This window comes from Streptomyces sp. NPDC005494 (genome assembly GCF_042872025.1).
Taxonomy (GTDB): Bacteria; Actinomycetota; Actinomycetes; order Streptomycetales; family Streptomycetaceae; genus Streptomyces.
Genome location: NZ_JBIAJR010000003.1, coordinates 215,621 through 233,449, shown reverse-complemented (window position 1 = coordinate 233,449; position 17,829 = coordinate 215,621). Strand labels below are relative to the sequence as shown.

General features: G+C 71.4%; 19 protein-coding genes. 10 read left to right on the top strand and 9 right to left on the bottom strand.

Annotated elements, in window-relative coordinates; genetic code table 11:
* Nucleotides 1–497: 497 nt before the first annotated feature.
* Nucleotides 498–3,725 carry a tetratricopeptide repeat protein gene (locus ACFYQ6_RS11070; protein WP_388762501.1) on the top strand — a complete coding sequence of 1,076 codons (3,228 nt, stop codon included), beginning with the start codon at nucleotides 498–500 and terminating at the stop codon, nucleotides 3,723–3,725.
* A gap of 58 nt (nucleotides 3,726–3,783) precedes the next feature.
* Here the strand turns inward: ACFYQ6_RS11070 and ACFYQ6_RS11065 are convergent, their stop codons facing one another.
* Both ACFYQ6_RS11065 and mca read right to left on the bottom strand, forming a co-directional pair.
* Nucleotides 3,784–4,044 (bottom strand): hypothetical protein, encoded by a 261-nt coding sequence (locus tag ACFYQ6_RS11065; protein WP_388762498.1) that lies wholly within the window; start codon nucleotides 4,042–4,044, stop codon nucleotides 3,784–3,786.
* A 1-nt stretch (nucleotide 4,045) separates the two neighbouring features.
* Nucleotides 4,046–4,927: a mycothiol conjugate amidase Mca gene (gene mca, locus ACFYQ6_RS11060; protein WP_361582515.1), complete on the bottom strand. Its 882-nt coding sequence runs from the start codon at nucleotides 4,925–4,927 to the stop codon at nucleotides 4,046–4,048.
* Nucleotides 4,928–5,024: 97 nt separating this feature from the next.
* Here mca and ACFYQ6_RS11055 point away from each other — a divergent pair, with 97 nt between their 5' ends.
* Together ACFYQ6_RS11055 and greA are read left to right on the top strand one after the other, a co-directional pair.
* A complete protein-coding gene (locus tag ACFYQ6_RS11055; RefSeq protein WP_361582512.1) occupies nucleotides 5,025–5,429 on the top strand; it encodes a DUF4307 domain-containing protein in 405 nt (134 codons plus the stop codon).
* Between the two features lie 192 nt (nucleotides 5,430–5,621).
* Nucleotides 5,622–6,119 (top strand): transcription elongation factor GreA, encoded by a 498-nt coding sequence (gene greA, locus ACFYQ6_RS11050; RefSeq protein WP_145803723.1) that lies wholly within the window; start codon nucleotides 5,622–5,624, stop codon nucleotides 6,117–6,119.
* A gap of 56 nt (nucleotides 6,120–6,175) precedes the next feature.
* Here the strand turns inward: greA and ACFYQ6_RS11045 are convergent, their stop codons facing one another.
* From ACFYQ6_RS11045 to ilvA, 3 genes are all read right to left on the bottom strand, one after another.
* A complete protein-coding gene (locus ACFYQ6_RS11045; RefSeq protein ID WP_361582563.1) occupies nucleotides 6,176–7,006 on the bottom strand; it encodes an ABC transporter permease in 831 nt (276 codons plus the stop codon).
* Between the two features lie 26 nt (nucleotides 7,007–7,032).
* Entirely contained in the window at nucleotides 7,033–8,037 is a 1,005-nt protein-coding gene (locus tag ACFYQ6_RS11040; protein WP_361582509.1) for an ATP-binding cassette domain-containing protein, read from the bottom strand.
* 254 nt (nucleotides 8,038–8,291) lie between these two features.
* Entirely contained in the window at nucleotides 8,292–9,521 is a 1,230-nt protein-coding gene (ilvA, locus tag ACFYQ6_RS11035; protein WP_361582506.1) for a threonine ammonia-lyase, read from the bottom strand.
* A 157-nt stretch (nucleotides 9,522–9,678) separates the two neighbouring features.
* Here ilvA and ACFYQ6_RS11030 point away from each other — a divergent pair, with 157 nt between their 5' ends.
* Nucleotides 9,679–10,209, top strand: a complete 531-nt coding sequence (locus ACFYQ6_RS11030) for a MarR family transcriptional regulator (RefSeq protein ID WP_361582503.1) — start codon at nucleotides 9,679–9,681, stop codon at nucleotides 10,207–10,209.
* 79 nt (nucleotides 10,210–10,288) lie between these two features.
* Nucleotides 10,289–10,480, top strand: a complete 192-nt coding sequence (locus tag ACFYQ6_RS11025; protein WP_361582500.1) for a DUF1059 domain-containing protein — start codon at nucleotides 10,289–10,291, stop codon at nucleotides 10,478–10,480.
* Between the two features lie 50 nt (nucleotides 10,481–10,530).
* Here the strand turns inward: ACFYQ6_RS11025 and ACFYQ6_RS11020 are convergent, their stop codons facing one another.
* Nucleotides 10,531–11,676: a cystathionine gamma-synthase gene (locus tag ACFYQ6_RS11020; RefSeq protein ID WP_356737679.1), complete on the bottom strand. Its 1,146-nt coding sequence runs from the start codon at nucleotides 11,674–11,676 to the stop codon at nucleotides 10,531–10,533.
* A 79-nt stretch (nucleotides 11,677–11,755) separates the two neighbouring features.
* Here ACFYQ6_RS11020 and ACFYQ6_RS11015 point away from each other — a divergent pair, with 79 nt between their 5' ends.
* From ACFYQ6_RS11015 to ACFYQ6_RS11000, 4 genes are all read left to right on the top strand, one after another.
* The gene (locus ACFYQ6_RS11015) at nucleotides 11,756–12,859 is read left to right on the top strand and encodes a hypothetical protein (protein ID WP_361582497.1); all 1,104 of its coding nucleotides are present in this window, start codon (nucleotides 11,756–11,758) and stop codon (nucleotides 12,857–12,859) included.
* A 41-nt stretch (nucleotides 12,860–12,900) separates the two neighbouring features.
* Nucleotides 12,901–13,107 carry a hypothetical protein gene (locus ACFYQ6_RS11010; protein WP_361582495.1) on the top strand — a complete coding sequence of 69 codons (207 nt, stop codon included), beginning with the start codon at nucleotides 12,901–12,903 and terminating at the stop codon, nucleotides 13,105–13,107.
* 69 nt (nucleotides 13,108–13,176) lie between these two features.
* Nucleotides 13,177–13,881 (top strand): peptide-methionine (S)-S-oxide reductase MsrA, encoded by a 705-nt coding sequence (gene msrA, locus ACFYQ6_RS11005; protein ID WP_361582492.1) that lies wholly within the window; start codon nucleotides 13,177–13,179, stop codon nucleotides 13,879–13,881.
* A gap of 250 nt (nucleotides 13,882–14,131) precedes the next feature.
* Entirely contained in the window at nucleotides 14,132–14,326 is a 195-nt protein-coding gene (locus ACFYQ6_RS11000; RefSeq protein ID WP_361582489.1) for a hypothetical protein, read from the top strand.
* 28 nt (nucleotides 14,327–14,354) lie between these two features.
* Here the strand turns inward: ACFYQ6_RS11000 and ACFYQ6_RS10995 are convergent, their stop codons facing one another.
* Nucleotides 14,355–14,732 carry a helix-turn-helix transcriptional regulator gene (locus tag ACFYQ6_RS10995; protein ID WP_361582486.1) on the bottom strand — a complete coding sequence of 126 codons (378 nt, stop codon included), beginning with the start codon at nucleotides 14,730–14,732 and terminating at the stop codon, nucleotides 14,355–14,357.
* A 107-nt stretch (nucleotides 14,733–14,839) separates the two neighbouring features.
* On the bottom strand, nucleotides 14,840–15,769 hold the full coding sequence (locus ACFYQ6_RS10990) for an NAD(P)-binding domain-containing protein (protein ID WP_361582483.1): 930 nt from the start codon (nucleotides 15,767–15,769) through the stop codon (nucleotides 14,840–14,842).
* Between the two features lie 83 nt (nucleotides 15,770–15,852).
* Between ACFYQ6_RS10990 and ACFYQ6_RS10985 the strand changes: the two genes are divergently transcribed.
* Complete coding sequence (locus tag ACFYQ6_RS10985) at nucleotides 15,853–16,224, top strand: helix-turn-helix domain-containing protein (RefSeq protein ID WP_361582480.1); 372 nt, start codon at nucleotides 15,853–15,855, stop codon at nucleotides 16,222–16,224.
* 119 nt (nucleotides 16,225–16,343) lie between these two features.
* Here ACFYQ6_RS10985 and ACFYQ6_RS10980 read toward each other — a convergent pair whose 3' ends face one another.
* Entirely contained in the window at nucleotides 16,344–17,798 is a 1,455-nt protein-coding gene (locus tag ACFYQ6_RS10980; RefSeq protein WP_388762486.1) for an RICIN domain-containing protein, read from the bottom strand.
* Between the last annotated feature and the right edge of the window lie 31 nt (nucleotides 17,799–17,829).

Sequence of the window (17,829 nt, the reverse complement as noted above, 5' to 3'; positions counted from 1 at the left end):
TCGTCGCCCGACCTGGCAGAGAAGAACGGTGAGCCGCCCACACGTGTGGGCGGCTCACCGTATTTGTCGGAACCTTCGTGCGCCCGGGGAGCGGAGCGAGTGGCATATGAGCAGGATCAAGGTCGACGCTGATCCGACCGCCGGGTTCACGCTGATGATCGAGCCGCTCGGGATCACTTACGAGCTGGAGCCGGGCGGGTTCATGTTCTTCAAAATCTCGCCGTCCCGGATCGACGAGATGGAGATCATCTACTGGACAGGCACCACGCCATGTGGTGCCCGTCCGCGCCGCCCGGGGTGTACCCGTCGCGGCGCCCGCCCGGGGCGCCGTCCCTCGCGCCTCGCCCGATCCCTCGCGGTCCGGTACTCCCCCTCCCCCACGGCCCGTTCGACGGACAGTCTCGTGGACTCCCTGTCGCCGGAGCGCCGGACCGGGGACACTGGACGGTCCACACAGTGGTTCCGGTCGAGGCCGAGGCCGGGGACGAGGGGGACGCATGCGGGACAGCCATCGGGCGGAAGCCGAAAGGCTGTTGGTACGTGCCGTGGAGGAGGAGGCACGGCGCACCGGCGGCCGGACGGACTCCGGCGCGCTGCTGGCGCGTGGGCGGGGCGCGCTCGACACGATGGCGGCGGGCGCGGCCGAGGAGTACGCCGCGTACACCCAGGCGCTGGACGCCGCCGGGGCCGGCCGGCAGCCGCTGTCGGCGCGGTTCAGCCGGGCGACCCTGGGAACTCCCCTGCTGGTGACCGGAGTCGCGGCGGCCGCCGCCTTCGGCGCGGACCTGGCGCTCGGCACCGCGACCGGGCTGGCCCTGGGCGCGGGCGCCGTCGTCGCCGTCGCGGGGACCACGGCGACGGTGGCCCGCGTGACCGCCTCGCACTGGCCCGCGGCCCACCGCAGGGCGGGTGAGCTGAACCAGCCCGGCGGCCCCGAACAGCTGCGGCTCCAGTGGCTGACGGCCCTGGAGGTACGGGGCATCCGTCCGTTCCTCGACCAGCAGCGGGTGCTGACCGCCGCGACCCGCACCCCCAAGAAGGCGTCCGCGTCCGTGGTGGCACAGCTGCGCGGGGGTGACCGCAGCGCGGCTGCCCGCACCCGCTCGCTCCTGGAGCAGTCCTTCGGGCACCTGCCGTCGGCGGAAGGCTCGTTCGCGGGCCGCAGGACCGAACTGGCCCAGATCACAAGGTGGGTGCACGCCGCCCGCGCCGCCACGGAGACCAGGCCGACCGTCGTCGTCCTGCACGGCGCTCCGGGCTCGGGGCGCACCGCTCTCGCCGTGCGGGCCGCCCACGCGCTCAAGGACCAGTTCCGGGGGGCGTGCGTGGTCGATCTGCGCGGTGACGTGGCGGGCGAGAGCCCGCTGCCGACCCGGGACGCCCTGCTGCACCTGCTGAACCGGCTGGGCGCCCCGCGCGAGCAGCTCCTGTTCCGGGAGCGGTCCTCCGCCGAGCAGCAGGTACGGCGCCTGAGCGAGCTCTACCACCAGCACCTGACGGGCACCCCCGTCACGATCGTCCTGGACGACGCGACCGACGCCGCGCAGGTCCGTACCCTCGTGCCCGAGCGCTCCGACAGCCTGGTGCTCGTCACGGCCCGCGAGCCGCTCGAACTGCCCGAGGACGTCCCCGCGCGGGTGTACCACCTGCCCGTCGGCGGTCTCGACTCGGCGGGCGCGGAGGAGCTGCTGCGCGAAGCGGCGCAGGACGAGGAGGCCGGTCCGTACGACTACCCCTCGACCGACGCCGTCGTCGAGCTGTGCGGTGGGCTTCCGCTCGCCCTGCGCGTCGCGGGCTCCGCCCTCGGCGCGCGCACCCGCGCCGAACTGGCCGCCGCCCTCGGCGCGTACGGCCCGGTGGAGCCCGTCGAGCGCGCCCTGTGGCTGCGCTACACCGATCAGCCCGAGCCGGCCCGACGGCTGCTGCGCCGGCTCGCCCTGGCGGGGCGTGCCAGCCTGGGAGCGGCGGCCGCCGCGTCCCTCCTGTCCTCGGACGAACAGGAGGCGGGCCGGCTGCTGGAGACGCTGTCCCGGGCCGGGCTGCTGGTCCATGTGCGCGGTGCGCGCTACCGGCTGCACGACCTCGTACGGGCCTTCGCGCTGGCGAGGCTGACCGACGAGGAGCCGGCGGCGGACCGTACCGCCGCGCAGGAGCGGCTCGTCCAGAACTACGCGGAGCTCGCCGACGCGGTGATCCGGATGGTGGACGGCAAGATGTCCACCCGTGCGGGGCAGTTCGGCTCCCACGGCTTCAGCTCGCTGGACGCGGCTCTGCGCTGGCTGGACGACGAGTCGAGCTTCATCACCTCGGCGCTCCGGCACGCGGAGGGCGTCGACCAGGGGGCGGTGCTCCATCTGCTGGGCGCCCTGTGCGACTACTGCCTGCTGCGCGGCGACCTGTACCGCCTCGGCGAGATCAGCGAGCTGACGCGCTCCGTCGACCAGGGACTCCTGGAACGGTCCGTCCAGTGGCGTACGGGTATCGCGGCCCGGCAGCTCGGCGAGCTCGACAAGGCCCGCACCACGCTCTCCTCCGTGGTCGGCCTCTACCGCGAGGCCCAGAACGACGCGGGCGCCGCGCTGGCGCTCTGCTCCCTGGGCATCACCCTGCACCACCAGGGCAATCTGGCCGAGGCGTCGGCGCGGCTGCGGGAGGCGATCGGCCTCCAGGCGTCACCGGAACAGGCCGAGGACCGCGCCTGGTCCCTGCACGCCCTGGCCGCCGTCGAGCGGGACCGGGCCAATCTGTCCGAGGCCCTGACGCTGCTGGACACCGCGCTGGCCCTGCACCGCGAGGGCGAGTCGCTGCACGGCGAGGCCTGGTCGCACTTCCAGCTGGGCCAGGTCTGTCTGCGGATGGGCGAGGTCGCCAGGGCCGAGGAGGAGCTGACCACCGCGCTGGACCTGTACGGCCGCACCCGGGACGAGCGCGGGGAGGCCTGGGCCCTGACCCAGCTGGGCCGCGCCCGGCTGATGGACGGGGACGTCAGCAGCACGGCGCCCGCCGTGGAGCAGCTGCGCGGGGCCCTGGCCCGGCACCGGGGCAACGAGGACGCGCGGGGCGAGGCCTGGACGCGTTACTACCTGGGGCAGGCGCTGGAGGAGGACGGCGACACCGACCAGGCGGTACGGGAACTGGAGCGGTCCCGCACGATGTTCTCGCGGATGCGGGACGTCTACGGGCTGGCGTGCGCCCGCCACCACTCGGGCCGGGTCACCCGCGACCAGCGCGCCGCGCAGACCGGCAACCTGCGCAACTCCGGCTTCGCCCGGCAGCTCCTCGTGGACGCCCGGGCCGACTTCCGGCGCATCGGGGTGGCACACGGGGAGGCGTGGACCTGCCTGGAGCTGGCCCTGATCGACGGCGGCAACAACCGCGCCGCCCAGGCGCTGGAGCTGTGCGGCGAGGCGATCACCCTGTTCGCCTCGTACGGCGACGTCCGGGGCGGCGACTGGGCGGCGTTCCTGCGGTGCACCCTCCTGCCGTACGCCTCACCCGGCGGCAGCGAGGTGGGCACGGCCGTGGCCCAGCAGGAGCTGTCGGACCTGCTGGAGGCGGCCCACCCGCTGCGGGACGCCAAGCTGGAGGACTGCGCGGAGGCATTCCGGGTCGTCCTGAACCGCGGAGTGGACCTGGACGACGGCTGGCAGGCCTGGCGCCTCGGCCTGACCCCGTCCCGGCACGCCCGGGAGGTCATGGGGGTACCGGTGGGCGTACGCCCCTGAGGGGCCCGGAGCGGGGCGGCGGCGCCGGGCCGGGGCTTGTTCGCCCCGCCCCGCCGTGTCAGCCCTTGCCCGCGGAGCTCTTCGGGGCCTGGCCGCCTGCGGTGGCCGCCGGTTCCTGGTCCGGCTTCGCCTCCGGGTCGGGAGCCTCCTCGAAGTTGACCTTGCCCATGTGGCGGTTCATCGACTTCATCAGCAGCCAGACCCCGACGGCCAGGGCCGCGAAGACGAGGAAGCCGAGGACGCCGGGAGTCACCTTGTTCTTGTCGAGCTCATCGGCGGCGAGCGGGACGAGCTGCGTCAGTGCCTGGGTCGCGTACATATCAGGCATTGTCGCGGATGCCCGCGAAGAGGTCGCTCTCGGGGAGGGAGGTATCGACCAGAGACTTGGCGAGCTCGTACTCCTCGGTCGGCCAGACCTCCCGCTGGACGTCCATCGGGACGCGGAACCAGCCGCCGTCCGGATCGATCTGCGTGGCGTGCGCGATCAGCGCCTTGTCGCGGATCTCGAAGAAGTCGTCGCACGGGATGTGCGTGGTCAGCGTGCGTTCCGCGCGCTCGAACTCCTTCCAGCGCTCCAGCCAGTCGCCGTACGGGGACTCCAGCCCGCGGGCGAGCAGCGCCTCGTGCAGGGCCACCGTGCGCGGCTTGTTGAAGCCCTGGTTGTAGTAGAGCTTCTGCGGCTGCCACGCGGGGCCGAACTCCGGCTCCGGGAACCTCTCGGTGTCCGCCGCCCCCTCGAAGGCGATCATCGAGATGGTGTGCGTCTTGATGTGGTCGGGGTGCGGATAGCCGCCGTTCTCGTCGTAGGTGGTGATCACCTGCGGCCGGAAGGCACGCACCTTCGCGACGAGACGCCCCGCCGCCGTCTCGTCGTCCTCCAGGGCGAAGCAGCCCTCGGGCAGGGGCGGCAGCGGGTCGCCCTCGGGCAGACCCGAGTCGACGAAGCCGAGCCACTCCTGCTTGACGCCCAGGATCTCCCTGGCCTCGTCCATCTCCTTCTTGCGCACCTCGTGGATGTGCTCCTCGATGTACGCGTCCCCCTGGAGCTTCGGGTTGAGGATGGATCCCCGCTCGCCCCCTGTGCAGGTGACGACCAGGACGTCCACCCCCTCGGACACGTACTTGGCCATGGTGGCCGCGCCCTTGCTCGACTCGTCGTCGGGGTGGGCGTGCACGGCCATCAGTCTCAGCTGCTCGGTCAAGACTCGGTCCTCAGTCATCGGTCGCGTGGGTCGGCTTCTATAGTGACTGAACCGGGGGGTGGAAAATTCCACGATCCCCTGTACTGGAGGAACGATCATGGCGGCGGTGCGCGAGGCCTTGCCCGAGGAGCGCTACGGCCGGTCCCGGGACCGGCGCGCGGACCGCAAGCTGAAGATCATCGGCTCCGTGCTGGGTGTGGCCTTCGTCGGCATGATCGGCTGGTTCGGCTACGACTACGTCACCGGCCAGGACATCAGCGCCGAGGTCATCAAGTCCCGGATCGCCTCCGACAGCCGAGCCGAGGCCCACCTCGAGGTGCGCAAGGAGCGGGACGCCGACGGGCACTGCACCCTCCGCGCCCTGAGCGAGGACGGCGCCGAGGTGGGACGCGCGGACTTCCGTTTCGAGGCGCGCACCGAGCGGATCGACGAGGTCGTGTCCCTGCGCACCACCTCCCGGGCGACCGCCGTGGAGCTCGTCGCCTGCACCGCCGGCGGCTGACCGCACCACCGGGGAGCGCGCCGCCGCCGCCCCGCACGCGCCCCCGCCGACCTGCGCGGACGCGCGTGTGACGTTTTACCTTCTCCCCCTTTTCGCGCGGAATTGTTAGGCTCGTTGTTTCGCCCACCCGTGGCAGCGCATGCTTGGGGTAGGGCGTTGCTTTGTATTCCCAGCACCGACGAGGAGCACCCTGTGACCCAGACCAGCGATAACGTCACCTGGCTCACGCCGGAGGCGTACAACCAGCTGAAGGCGGAGCTGGAGTACCTGTCTGGTCCCGCGCGCACGGAGATCTCCGTCAAGATCGCGGCGGCCCGTGAGGAGGGTGACCTCCGCGAGAACGGCGGGTACCACGCCGCGAAGGAGGAGCAGGGCAAGATGGAGCTCCGGGTCCGTCAGCTGACCCAGCTCCTGGAGCACGCGAAGGTCGGCGAGGCCCCCGCCGACGACGGCGTGGTCGAGCCCGGCATGGTCGTGACGATCGCCTTCGACGGCGACCCGGACGACACGGTCACCTTCCTGCTCGCCTCCCGCGAGTACGCGAGCACCGACATCGAGACGTACTCCCCCCAGTCGCCGCTCGGCACGGGCGTGAACGGCAAGCGGGTGGGCGACGACGCGGAGTACGAGCTGCCGAACGGCAAGAAGGCCACCGTGAAGATCATCTCCGCGAAGCCGTACCAGGGCTGATCCGCGACGACGGAGCCCCGGCCGCAGGTGCGGCCGGGGCTCCGTCGTGCGCGGGGTCAGGCGGTCGCCGAGCGGTACTTACGGACCGCCAGCGTGCGGAAGACCACGACGATGACCACGGACCAGATGACCGAGGCCAGGATCGGGTGCTGCATCGGCCAGGCGTCCGGGGTCACGAAGCCCGGCGGCAGATTGCCGAACAGCACACGGCAGGCCTGCACCGTGGCGCTGAAGGGGTTCCACTCCGCGATGACGCGCAGGAACGTCGGCATCTGGTTGGCGTCCACGAAGGCGTTCGAGATGAACGTCAGCGGGAAGAGCCAGATCAGCCCGCCGGACGTGGCGGCCTCCGGGGTCCGGACGACGAGCCCGATCAAGGCGCCGATCCAGGAGAACGCGTAGCCGAGCAGGAGCAGCAGCAGGAAGCCGAGCAGCACCTTGCCCATGTTCTCGTGGGTGCGCCACCCCACGATGAGGGCGACGATCGCGAGCACGACGAGCGTGAGCGCGGTCTGCACGAGGTCGGCGATCGTACGTCCCGTGAGAACGGCGCCCCGGGCCATCGGCAGGGACCGGAACCGGTCGATGAGTCCCTTGTGCATGTCGTCGGCGATGCCCGCGCCGGCTCCCGCCGTGGCGAAGGTGACGGTCTGCGCGAAGATGCCCGCCATGAGGAACTCGCGGTAGGCCTGCGGGGAGGTGGAGTCACCCACCTTGATGGATCCGCCGAAGACGTACGTGAACAGCACCACGAACATGATGGGCTGCACCAGGCCGAAGATCACCATCTCGGGGATCCTGGCCATGCGGATCAGATTGCGCTTGGCGACGACGAGGGAGTCGGCGACGGACCGGCTGATCGCGCTCCGGGACTTGAGCGGCGTCACGGCCGGGGTGTGCGGGACGGTGGTGGTCACCTGCCGTCCTCCTTCCGGCCCTGGGCGGCCTCGGTCGATGCGTCGCGGCCGTTCTTCTCCAGCTCGGCGGCGTGGCCGGTGAGCGAGATGAAGACGTCGTCGAGCGTGGGGCGGCGCAGCCCGATGTCGTCGATCTCCACGCCGTGGGTGTCGAGCTCGCGGATGACCTCGGCGAGCAGCTTGGCGCCGCCGGTGACCGGGACGGTCAGCTTGCGGGTGTGCTCCGCCACGGAGATCTCGCCCTTGCCGTACGTGGCGAGCACCGAGCGGGCGGGGTCGATCTGGTCGGGCTGGTGGACGACGACCTCGACGCGTTCGCCGCCCGTGCGGGCCTTGAGCACGTCGGAGGTGCCGCGGGCGATCACCTTGCCGTGGTCGATGACGCAGATGTCGTGGGCGAGGCGGTCGGCCTCCTCCAGATACTGCGTCGTGAGCAGCAGCGTCGTACCGCCGGCGACGAGCTCCTGGATGACCTCCCAGAGCTGCTGCCGGTTGCGCGGGTCGAGTCCGGTGGTGGGCTCGTCCATGAACATGACCGGCGGGGAGACGACGAGCGCCGCCGCCAGGTCGAGGCGGCGGCGCATGCCCCCGGAGTAGGTCTTCGCGGTGCGGTCGGCCGCGTCGGCGAGGTTGAACCTCTCCAGGAGTTCCCCCGCCCGCTTCTTCGCGTCGCGCGCGCCCATCTGGTAGAGCTGCCCGACCATCTGCAGGTTCTCGCGGCCGGTGAGGTATTCGTCGACGGCGGCGAACTGCCCGGAGAGCCCGATCGAGCGGCGTACCTCGTCGGGATTCCTCAGTACGTCGATGCCCGCCACCACGGCCCGGCCGCTGTCCGGCTGGAGCAGGGTGGTCAGGACACGCACGGCGGTCGTCTTGCCGGCGCCGTTGGGCCCCAGCAGGCCGAGGACGGTGCCTTCGGGGACGTCGAGGTCGACGCCCCCCAGTGCTTGTACGTCGCCGAAGGTCTTCACCAGGCCTTCGGCGTAGATGGCGCCTGGCATACGGGATTCCCCCAGTTGGTTCTCGGGTACTCCTGAGCAGATCCTAGGATTCGCGGTGCCGTCGCGCCGGTCACGAATCGCGCCCGTCACGAACCGCGCGTCGGCACGGACGTCGCGCCCGTCACGATTCGCGCCGCTCGCGAACCGCACATCGGCACGGGCGTCGCGCCGCTCGCGAACCGCACGGCGGTGCACGCTATGGGGATACCGGGCGGCCCACAACCGGTTTTGCTCCCCGGCCGCCGTCCCTTTCCTCAGGCCCTCACGGTGTAGCCGGCCTCCCGGAGCGCGGCGGCGACCTCCTCACAGTGCTCCGGCCCCTTCGTCTCCAGGTGGAGTTCCACCTCGGCCTCGGTGAGCCCGAGCCGGGGGTCGGTCCGTACGTGCTGGATGTCGAGCACGTTGGCGTCGGCGACGGACAGGGTGGCGAGCATCGCGGCCAGCGCGCCCGGCCGGTCGGTGAGCCGGAGCCGCAGGCTCAGGTAGCGGCCCGCCGCGACCATGCCGTGCGTCAGGATGCGCTGTATCAGCAGGGGGTCCACGTTGCCGCCCGACAGCACGGCGACGACGGGCCCGCGGAACGCCTTCGGGTCACTCAGCAGTGCGGCGACGGGGCTCGCCCCGGCCGGCTCCACGACCATCTTCGCCCGCTCCAGGCACAGCAGCAGCGCGCTGGACAGCTCGTCCTCGGTGACCGTGCGGACCTCGTCCACCAGCTCCTGGACCAGCGGGAACGTGAGATCGCCGGGGCGCCCCACCTTGATCCCGTCGGCCATGGTCTGCACCGCGTCCAGCGCCACGGGATGCCCGGTCGCCAGGGAGGGCGGAAAGGCCGCCGCACCCGCCGCCTGCACCCCGACGATCCTGACGTCGGGTCGCAGGGCCTTCACCGCCACGGCGATGCCGGCCGCGAGCCCGCCCCCGCCGATGCCCACCACGATCGTCCGTACCTCGGGGCACTGTTCGAGGATCTCCAGGCCCACCGTGCCCTGTCCCGCGATGACGTCCGGGTGGTCGAAGGGGTGGATGAAGACGGCGCCGGTCTGCTCCGCGTACTCCTGGGCGGCGGCGAGCGTCTCGTCCACCACGTGCCCGTGCAGCCGCACCTCGGCCCCGTACTCGCGGGTCGCGGCGACCTTGGGCAGGGGCGCGCCGACCGGCATGAAGACCGTGGAGCGTACGCCGAGTAGTGACGATGCCAGTGCTACACCCTGCGCATGGTTTCCGGCGCTCGCGGCCACGACTCCGGCAGCGCGCTCGACGGGGCTGAGGCCCGAGATACGTACGTACGCGCCCCGCAGTTTGAAGGAGCCGGTGCGCTGGAGGTTCTCGCACTTGAGGTGGACCGGGGCGCCGACGAGTGAGCTCAGATGACGGCTGCCCTCCATTCCGGTCGTTCTGGCCACCCCCGACAACATCTTCTGCGCCCCCCGGACGTCGTCGAGGATGAGCGGAGGAAAGGGGCCTGACGTACGGAAGGTCATGACGGCAAGTCTTGCAGCTCGGAGCGGGCGGGACCGTCGCATCTCATGGCGGCCTGCGGTGGTGTCCATAGGTTTGTGCAGCGCTGGTACACGTTGCCCCGTGGCCGCGTACTCTGTCCCCCACCCATCCGACACCGCACGAAGAGAGCCCCCGGCCATGCCCCCTCAGGACATGACGACTGCTGCGTCTCCTTCCGGGGGCGCGACCCCCGGACATCCGGGAACGGACCACCTTCTCGATGCACTCCAGCACCAGGTGGCCGTCTTCGCCCGCCGTGCCGAGCAGACCCGCCTCGGCGGGGTCGGCCAGGTCCGCAACTCGATGGACCGGGCCGCCTATCTGCTGCTCAACCGGCTCGACGTGGAAGGCCCGATGGGCGTCAAGGCCCTGGCCGCGGGCATGGGGATCGACTCCTCCACGGTGACCCGGCAGGTCGCGCCGCTCGTGGACACCGGACTGGTCAAGCGCACCTCCCACCCGGAGGACGGGCGCGCCGTGGTGCTCCAGCTGTCACCGCGCGGTCAGGCCCGCCTGGACGAGGTCCGCGCCTCACGCCGTGAGCTGATGTCCCAGGTGACCGGCGACTGGAGCGAGGACGAGCGCGACACGTTCTGCGCCCTGCTGACCCGGTTCAACGCCTCCCTGGCCGCGCGGCAGGCCGCGCACCAGCCGGCGCAGGAGAACTGAGGGTCTTCCCGGCCTGTCCGCCCGGCCGTTCGGATCTACCCTGGAAGGGCCTGCACTCGCGAGAGTCGAGGAGGCCGTGATGACACGGAAGATCGCAGACTGCCGCAAGTATCCGAGCGTCTCCAACTGCTCACTCGCCATTTCGGGTGAGGAGGAAGAGGTCGTCCGGGCCGCCGCCGAACACGCGGTCTCGGTGCACGAGCACACCGACAGCCCGGAACTGCGCGAACAGATCCGGGGCACGCTTGAGGACGAGAAGGTCGCTGCCTGACCCCACGCCGTCCGGCGGCCGGGACGGTCCGTCCCGGCCGCCGAGCCGTGTCAGCCGAGCGCCTGCGTGAGGTCGGCCAGCAGGTCGTCGGCGTTCTCGATGCCGACCGAGAGCCGGACGAGGTCGGCGGGGACCTCCAGCGGGGAGCCCGCCGCGGAGGCGTGCGTCATGCGGCCGGGGTGCTCCAGGAGCGACTCCACGCCACCGAGGGACTCACCGAGCGTGAACAGCCGGGCGCGGTTGCAGACCTCGACCGCCGCCTCCTCGCCGCCGGCGACCCGGAAGGACACCATCCCGCCGAAGGCCTTCATCTGCTTCGCGGCGATCTCGTGCCCGGGGTGCTCCGGGAGCCCCGGGTAGAGGACCTGGGTCACCTTGGGGTGCCGGGTCAGCAGGTCGGCGACCTTGGCGGCGTTCTCGTCGTGGCGGTCCATGCGGACGGCGAGGGTCTTGATCCCGCGCAGCACCAGCCACGCGTCGAACGGTCCGGCGACGGCGCCCATCGCGTTCTGGTGGTACGCGAGTTCCTCGGCGAGCGCCGGGTCGCTGACGACGAGCGCGCCGCCCACGACGTCCGAGTGGCCGCCCATGTACTTGGTGGTGGAGTGCACCACGACGTCGGCGCCGAGCGAGAGGGGCTGCTGGAGGTAGGGGCTGGCGAAGGTGTTGTCGACGACGAGCCGGGCGCCCGCCTGCCGGGCCACGTCGGCGACGGCCGCGATGTCCGTGATGCCGAGCAGCGGGTTCGAGGGGGTCTCGACCCAGACGGCCTTGGTACGGGGGGTGATCGCCGCCCGCACCGCGCTCACGTCCGAGGTGTCGGCGACCGAGAACTCGACGCCCCAGCGCGAGGCGACCTTCGCGAACAGCCGGAACGTGCCGCCGTAGGCGTCGTTCGGGATGACCACGTGGTCGCCGGGCGTGAGGAGGGTGCGCAGGAGGCAGTCCTCCGCCGCGAGGCCGGACGCGAAGGCGAGCCCGCGGCGGCCGCCTTCCAGTGCCGCCAGGTTCTCCTCCAGGGCGGTACGCGTCGGGTTCGCGCTGCGGCTGTACTCGTATCCGCCGCGTAGTCCGCCGACGCCGTCCTGCTTGTACGTGGACACCTGGTAGATCGGCGGGACCACTGCGCCGGTGAGGGGATCCGCGGTGTTGCCGGCGTGGATCGCGAGGGTCTCGAAGCTGTGCTGGTCGCTCATGCGGCCCGAGCGTAGTTGGTCGGGCGGGTGGTTACGGGCCACTCGCCGCTCCGTTACGCGTCCGGGGACAATGGACCGCATGGAGATTCTGTGGTTCCTGCTCGCCGTGTGCATGCTCGTCGCCGTCGTGGGCCCCGTCCTGCTGCGACGCCGCGGCGGAATCCGGCAGGTCGCGCCCGGTTCACCCGACGCCGCCGACCCGGACACGTACGGTTTCGCGCGCCAGGAGGAGCTGGACGTCCGGATGCCCGGACCCGACCAGGACCTCCTGGACGTCCTGGACGTGGTGCAGGGCACCCAGAGCTGGAAGGCCGCCTCGCAACTGCTCGCGGGCACGCCCAAGGAGAGTGAGATCCGCTGGCAGCGGGTGCAGGCGTTCGCCGGCGCCGCCTCCCTCGAACTGTCCCGGCGGCCCGGTGAGGGCGGGGCGTGGCTCCGGGCGTGGCGGGCCGAGGCCCCGAAGGACGCGGGCGCCGCAGCCGTGCACGCGGAGTTCCTGGTGCAGCAGGCCTGGCGCACCGGCACCGTGGGCACGGACGACTTCCGGATCATCCTGGAGGAGGCGCGTACGGTCTGCGGCGAGGCGGCCCTGCTCGCCCCGGGCGACCCCGTGCCGTACATCGTGGAGCTGGCCGTGGCCCGCGGACTGGGCTACTCCCACGAGCAGTTCGACCAGGTGTGGGCGAAGATCATCGACCGTGCCCCCGCGCACATGGGAGCGCACATCGCGGCGCTGCACTTCTGGTGCGAGAAGTGGCACGGTTCGCGCGAGGAGGCCGACCGCTTCGCGACGACGGCCGCGGCCCGTGCCCCGCAGGGGTCGCTGCTCGCCGCCCTGCCGCTGTTCGCCGTGTACGAGCACCTGCCCGAGGTCAATCTGGTGCAGGGCTTCTACCGCGGCACCGTCGTGACGAAGGCGGTCGAGGGCGCGCTGTTCGCGGTGCACGCGGCCCGCGCGGACGACCCGGTGCTCGCGCACGTGCGGCACCTCCTGGTGATGTTCCTCGTCCGCATGGAGCGCTGGTCCGAGGCCATGCACCAGCTCGTCCACATCGACGGCCACGTGGGCGCGCTGCCCTGGACCCAGAACCCCGACCCGGCCGCCGAGTACACCGTGTACCGTGCGCTGGCCGTCGCGGGGTACGAGGCCAATGGCGGCAGCCCCGCGACCCTGCCCCACTGACCGGCTCGGCCCCGCTCTCCCCGGATTGGACAGGCACCCCCATGGCACGACTGATCCCGCTGATCCTGATAGGCCTCGCCGTCTTCTTCTGGCTGCGGGCGCGCAGGAAGACGGCCGCCTACATGGCCTCCTACGAGAACCCGCCCGGCGAGCACCGCGAACCTCCCGCCGGCGCGCCCGGCGAGCACCGCGAACCCCCGGCCGGCGCGCCCGGCGAGCACCGCGAGCCTCCGGCCCCCGCCGCCTGAGGCCGTGGAATCCACGGCACCCTCACGGTGTTGTACGGAGCGAATCCCGACCCCCGGAGGAGCCACCGCATGTTCCTGACCAACCGCACCCCGCAGCTCCCCACCCCCGAGGAGGCCCTCCGAGGCCGCCCCACCCCCGAATTCTCGGTGCCGTCCCGTCACACGGTCCTCGGCAACCCGCTGAGCGGCCCGTATCCGCAGGGTCTGGAGGTCGCCGACTTCGCGCTGGGCTGTTTCTGGGGCGCCGAGCGCAAGTTCTGGCAGACCGAGGGCGTCTGGACGACGCTCGTCGGCTACCAGGGCGGTTACACCGAGAACCCGTCGTACGAGGAGACCTGCTCGGGCCTGACGGGCCACACGGAGGCGGTCCGCGTGGTGTTCGACCCGAGGACCGTGAGCTACGCGGAGCTGCTCAAGCTCTTCTGGGAGTCCCACAACCCGACCCAGGGCTTCCGCCAGGGCAACGACGTGGGCACGCAGTACCGCTCGGCGCTGTACACCCACTCCGCCGAGCAGGCGGAGGCCGCGGAGGCGTCCCGGGAGGCATACCAGCAGGTGCTGACGGGCTCCGGCTTCGGCACGATCACCACGGAGATCCTTCCCGCCGAGGGCCGCACGTTCTGGCCCGCGGAGGCCTACCACCAGCAGTACCTCGACAAGAACCCCGACGGCTACTGCGGCATCGGGGGCACGGGAGCCACGCTGGAGTCCCCCTCGGAGACGAACTGGGGCCGCGCCTGCCCGACGGGCATCGCCCCGGCGCCGGGAGCCTGACCGCAGGTTCCCGGGCCGTCCGCCCGCACGCACGACGCGCACCGTCCCCGGCACCTCCTTGCCGGGGACGGTGCGCGTTCCGGTACGGCCCGTCGAGCGGCCGACGTTCACCTGGCCTCGCTCCGGCCACCGGTCGCGCCGGGTCCGGAGTCAAGGCGTTCTCCCAGGGCGTCTGGTCCCTCAGGCGCGGCGGGACACTGTCCCTGGTGGGGCCGCCGCCTGAGCAGTTCCCCTGGACATTTTCTCCACGGTGCTCTTCGGCCTGACGGTACGGGGCTCCATCGTGGGGACGCGGGCCGATCTGGCGGAGGCCGTCGACTTCTTCGCCCGCGGCCTGATCGACCCGACGTACACGCTCCGGCCGCTCACCGACGTCAACGCCGTGTTCGACGAGATGACCGCCGGAGAGATCGAGGGCCGTGTCGTCATGGACATGAGCGCCTGACGGCGGCGGTCCCTCCGGCCGGCCGGGGTCAGGCCGCCAGCCGGACCGCTCCCAGCGGCCCGCGGGCCGTGGTCGTACGGGACGGCGCGGTCCGGCGGACGAGATCCTCGTGGGCGAGAGACAGCACGTCCGCCAGCCCGAGCCCGAGGGAACGGGCCGCCGCCGCGAGTACCTCGGACGACGCCTCCTTGCGGCCGCGCTCGACCTCGGAGAGGTACGGCACGGAGATCCGGGCGGCCTCGGCCACGTCCTTGAGCGTCCGCTCCTGCGTGAGCCGCTCGCGGCGCAGGACGTCCCCGACGACGTCCCGCAACAGAGGCTCTCTGGCCGCGGGAGTTGGGCCCGCTGTGACGGGGACCGGACGCAGAGGGATGACGCGGGCCCGGTTCGATGCGTGGCTGCTCATCGCCCCAGCCTAGGAGCGGAGCGCCCGGCGCGGGTGGGGAACCCGATCCGCGCCGGGCGGATCTGCTGTCGGCAGAACGGTCGTCGTCCTGCGGTTTCGAGGACGCGTCACGGGGCCGGGTCGGGTCGGTGCGGCGTGCGGATGCCGTCGATGATGCGCGTCCAGTTGTCGCCTCCGTGTCCGTCGTCGATCGCACGCCGGTAGTGGTTCCGCACCGCCAGCGGGAGCGCGAGGTCCAGGCCGAGTGACCTGCTGGCCTCGACGATGTGGTCGGCCGTCGCACCCATCATGGTGACCGTGCTGAGGTCGCCGGGGTGTTCCCCGGCGTCCAGCGCGGCGCCGGGGCTGTCCTCGCCGGCCCGCAGGATGTCGCTGGTCGTGTCGGCCGTGGAGAGCAACTCCGGCAGCACCTCCCGCGCCTTCATCCCCGCGGCGCCCAGCATCGCGGTGGCGTGCATCAGTCCGGACAGCGTCGTGAGGAACACGGTGAGCTGCGCCTGGTACATCAGCTGGGCGAGGCCCGGGTCCTCGCCCAGGTACCTGGGTGTGCCGAGCAGGGCCAGGGCCTCCTGGTGGGTGCGCATGGTCTCGCCGGGGCCGCTGTAGTAGACGTAGGCGGCCTCGGTGCCGACCATCGGCGCGGGGACCATGACGCCTCCGGTGAGGAAGGCGGCACCGTGACCCGCCGCCCAGGCCGCCGCCTCCCGGGTCCGCTCGGGGGTGTCGGAGCTCAGGTTCACCAGGGTCCGGCCGGCGAGCGATCCGGTGGCACCGCCGAGGATGTCGTACATCGCCTGGTAGTCGGTGAGGCTGAGGAGCACGAGGTCACTCCTCTCGACCGCCTCGCCGGGTGTCGCCGCGAGCGTCGCGCCTTCGGCGACGAGGTCGTCGGCCCGGGCCGGGGTGCGGTTCCAGAGGGTGACTCGGTGGCCGGCGGCGAGAAGCGTGCGCGTCATCGCCCGGCCCATCGGGCCGAGCCCGATCACGGTGACAGCGGCGCTGCCCTGACTGGTGGTGAGGTTCTGTGGCTCGTTCACCCCTCCATCGTCGGTGGGCGTCACTACTCTCGGAAGTACCCACTATTTACTGCGGTACTTACCATCCAGTTAGGGGATCACCGATGGCCAAGGCGCCGAGATGCGGGCCTTACATCTGCGGCATCGACGCTGCGCTCGACGTGGTGAGCGGCAAGTGGAAGGGACTGATCCTGTGGGAACTCGACACCCATCGGGTGCGCCGCTTCAGTGAGTTGCGCCGAGGTCTGGCGGGAGTGAGCGAGAAGATGCTGACGCAGCACCTGCGCGAGATGGAGGAGGACGGCCTCGTGCACCGGAAGGTGTACGCCGAGGTGCCGCCGCGGGTCGAGTACTCCCTGACCGAGCACGGGCGCACGCTCAATCAGGCCCTGGAGCCGCTCGGGGCGTGGGGGACCGAGCGGACGCGTCGCGAACGGCTCGAAGCGATCGATGTGGCCGGGACCTCCCACGCCTGAGCTCGCCGCACTCCGGCGCCGGTGCACGCCGGAGGCCTCACGGGCCACGGGCCCGGTACGGACACGGTGTGTTCCGTACCGGGCCGGTGCGACGGCGGCGGGCAGCTGCCGCCGGCGGCTCAGCCGCCGATGTTGCTCTGCGGGCCGGCGTACTGCTTGAGCAGGGCGGGCACGTCCGCGGCCGGGTCCAGGCTGTAGCTGTAGTGGTCACCGGGCTTGAACGTCGTCCCGTTGGTCTGCTGCTTGCCGGTGCAGGAGACGCAGATGCTGCCGGTCTGGGTGAGGGACGCGGCGGTGGTGTCGACGTAGTAGGGGTTGGCGACGCTCTGGTAGTAGCTGTTCTCGATGACGGTCTTCGAGGCCCCGCGTGACAGGTTCCCGTACGAGGTCACGTTCTGCATGTAGTTGTTGTAGAGGTGCGCGAAGGCGACGTTGTCGATGCTGGGGTTGCGCTGGTTGGTGTCGTGGATCCAGTTGTGGTGGATGGTCATCCTGGCGGTGACGTTCTCCGTCCAGCCGATGCCGAAGGCCTTGTTCTGCTCACCCATGACGTTCCAGGAGACCGTCAGGTAGCTGGTGTCCTTGCGGCTGTCGATGAGCCCGTCGTTCATCCGCTCGATGCGGTTGTGGTCGATCCAGATGTGGTCGGCGGTGTCCATCTGGATGCCGTCGTAGTCGTAGTCCTTGTCGTCGGGGTCGTCCTCGGCCATCCGGGTGTCGCGGATGGTGAGGTTGCGGATGATGACGTTGTGGATGCCGGTGCCGAGGAAGAAGCCTCCGCCGACGATATGGCCCGAGGTGCCGACGCCGATGATCGTCTTGTCGGACTTGACCGGTATCTCGTGGCCGTACGGGCTGACCGTGATCGCGGCGGCCACCTTGATCACGTAGGGCGTGGCGGCGGTGGCGTACTTCACCAGGTCCGCGTAGTTCGTGACGGTGACGCTCGAGCCGGCCGCGCCGCCCGTGGTGCCGCCCCCGGTGGACGCGAAGCCGTCGGCCTTGTCGGACCAGGTGCGCCCGGAGACCGGCTTGAAGGCCCACTGCTTGTTGCTGTTGGCGGTGCACGTCTCCTGGATGACCGCCGCACCGCTGGCCGTCGAGGCGTCCTTGAGACTCATGCACAGACCGCTGTTCACGCTGACGACCTGGAACGTGTCCGTACCACTCGCCGTCAGCGTCCACTGCTGGTTCGTCTGACCGGCACACCCCCACTGCTGGAGCTGCACCCCGCTCACCTTCGAACCGTCCGGCACATCCACGCACTTACCGCTGCTCCGATTGACCAGCCGGTACTTCCCCGACCCGTCAGCCGTCAAAGAGAACTGCTGCCACGCCGCACCCTCCGTACAACCCCACTGCTGCAACAACGCACCGTTCGCCGACGACGCCCCCGGCACATCAATGCACTTCCCGCTCTTCTTCACCGCCAGCTGATACACACCCCCCGCCACCGGCAACGACGCCGCCCCCGCCGGAGCCGCCAGCCCACCGGCCAGGAGGGCTCCGACCACCACCAGCAGGGTCGCCAGCAGGGCACCGAGCCCCTTCGTACGCTTCCTGTGCTCACTCATCTCGAGTTCCTTCTCTCTGTCGTCACCATGG

What these genes read in the sequence shown, in the direction of transcription:
- ACFYQ6_RS11070 (WP_388762501.1), top strand. Translation starts at nt 498, where the DNA reads ATGCGGGACAGCCATCGGGCGGAAGCCGAAAGGCTGTTGGTACGTGCC.
- ACFYQ6_RS11065 (WP_388762498.1), bottom strand. Translation starts at nt 4,044, where the DNA reads ATGTACGCGACCCAGGCACTGACGCAGCTCGTCCCGCTCGCCGCCGAT.
- ACFYQ6_RS11055 (WP_361582512.1), top strand. Translation starts at nt 5,025, where the DNA reads ATGGCGGCGGTGCGCGAGGCCTTGCCCGAGGAGCGCTACGGCCGGTCC.
- ACFYQ6_RS11040 (WP_361582509.1), bottom strand. Translation starts at nt 8,037, where the DNA reads ATGCCAGGCGCCATCTACGCCGAAGGCCTGGTGAAGACCTTCGGCGAC.
- ilvA (WP_361582506.1), bottom strand. Translation starts at nt 9,521, where the DNA reads ATGACCTTCCGTACGTCAGGCCCCTTTCCTCCGCTCATCCTCGACGAC.
- ACFYQ6_RS11030 (WP_361582503.1), top strand. Translation starts at nt 9,679, where the DNA reads ATGCCCCCTCAGGACATGACGACTGCTGCGTCTCCTTCCGGGGGCGCG.
- ACFYQ6_RS11025 (WP_361582500.1), top strand. Translation starts at nt 10,289, where the DNA reads ATGACACGGAAGATCGCAGACTGCCGCAAGTATCCGAGCGTCTCCAAC.
- ACFYQ6_RS11020 (WP_356737679.1), bottom strand. Translation starts at nt 11,676, where the DNA reads ATGAGCGACCAGCACAGCTTCGAGACCCTCGCGATCCACGCCGGCAAC.
- ACFYQ6_RS11015 (WP_361582497.1), top strand. Translation starts at nt 11,756, where the DNA reads ATGGAGATTCTGTGGTTCCTGCTCGCCGTGTGCATGCTCGTCGCCGTC.
- ACFYQ6_RS11010 (WP_361582495.1), top strand. Translation starts at nt 12,901, where the DNA reads ATGGCACGACTGATCCCGCTGATCCTGATAGGCCTCGCCGTCTTCTTC.
- msrA (WP_361582492.1), top strand. Translation starts at nt 13,177, where the DNA reads ATGTTCCTGACCAACCGCACCCCGCAGCTCCCCACCCCCGAGGAGGCC.
- ACFYQ6_RS10995 (WP_361582486.1), bottom strand. Translation starts at nt 14,732, where the DNA reads ATGAGCAGCCACGCATCGAACCGGGCCCGCGTCATCCCTCTGCGTCCG.
- ACFYQ6_RS10985 (WP_361582480.1), top strand. Translation starts at nt 15,853, where the DNA reads ATGGCCAAGGCGCCGAGATGCGGGCCTTACATCTGCGGCATCGACGCT.
- ACFYQ6_RS10980 (WP_388762486.1), bottom strand. Translation starts at nt 17,798, where the DNA reads ATGAGTGAGCACAGGAAGCGTACGAAGGGGCTCGGTGCCCTGCTGGCG.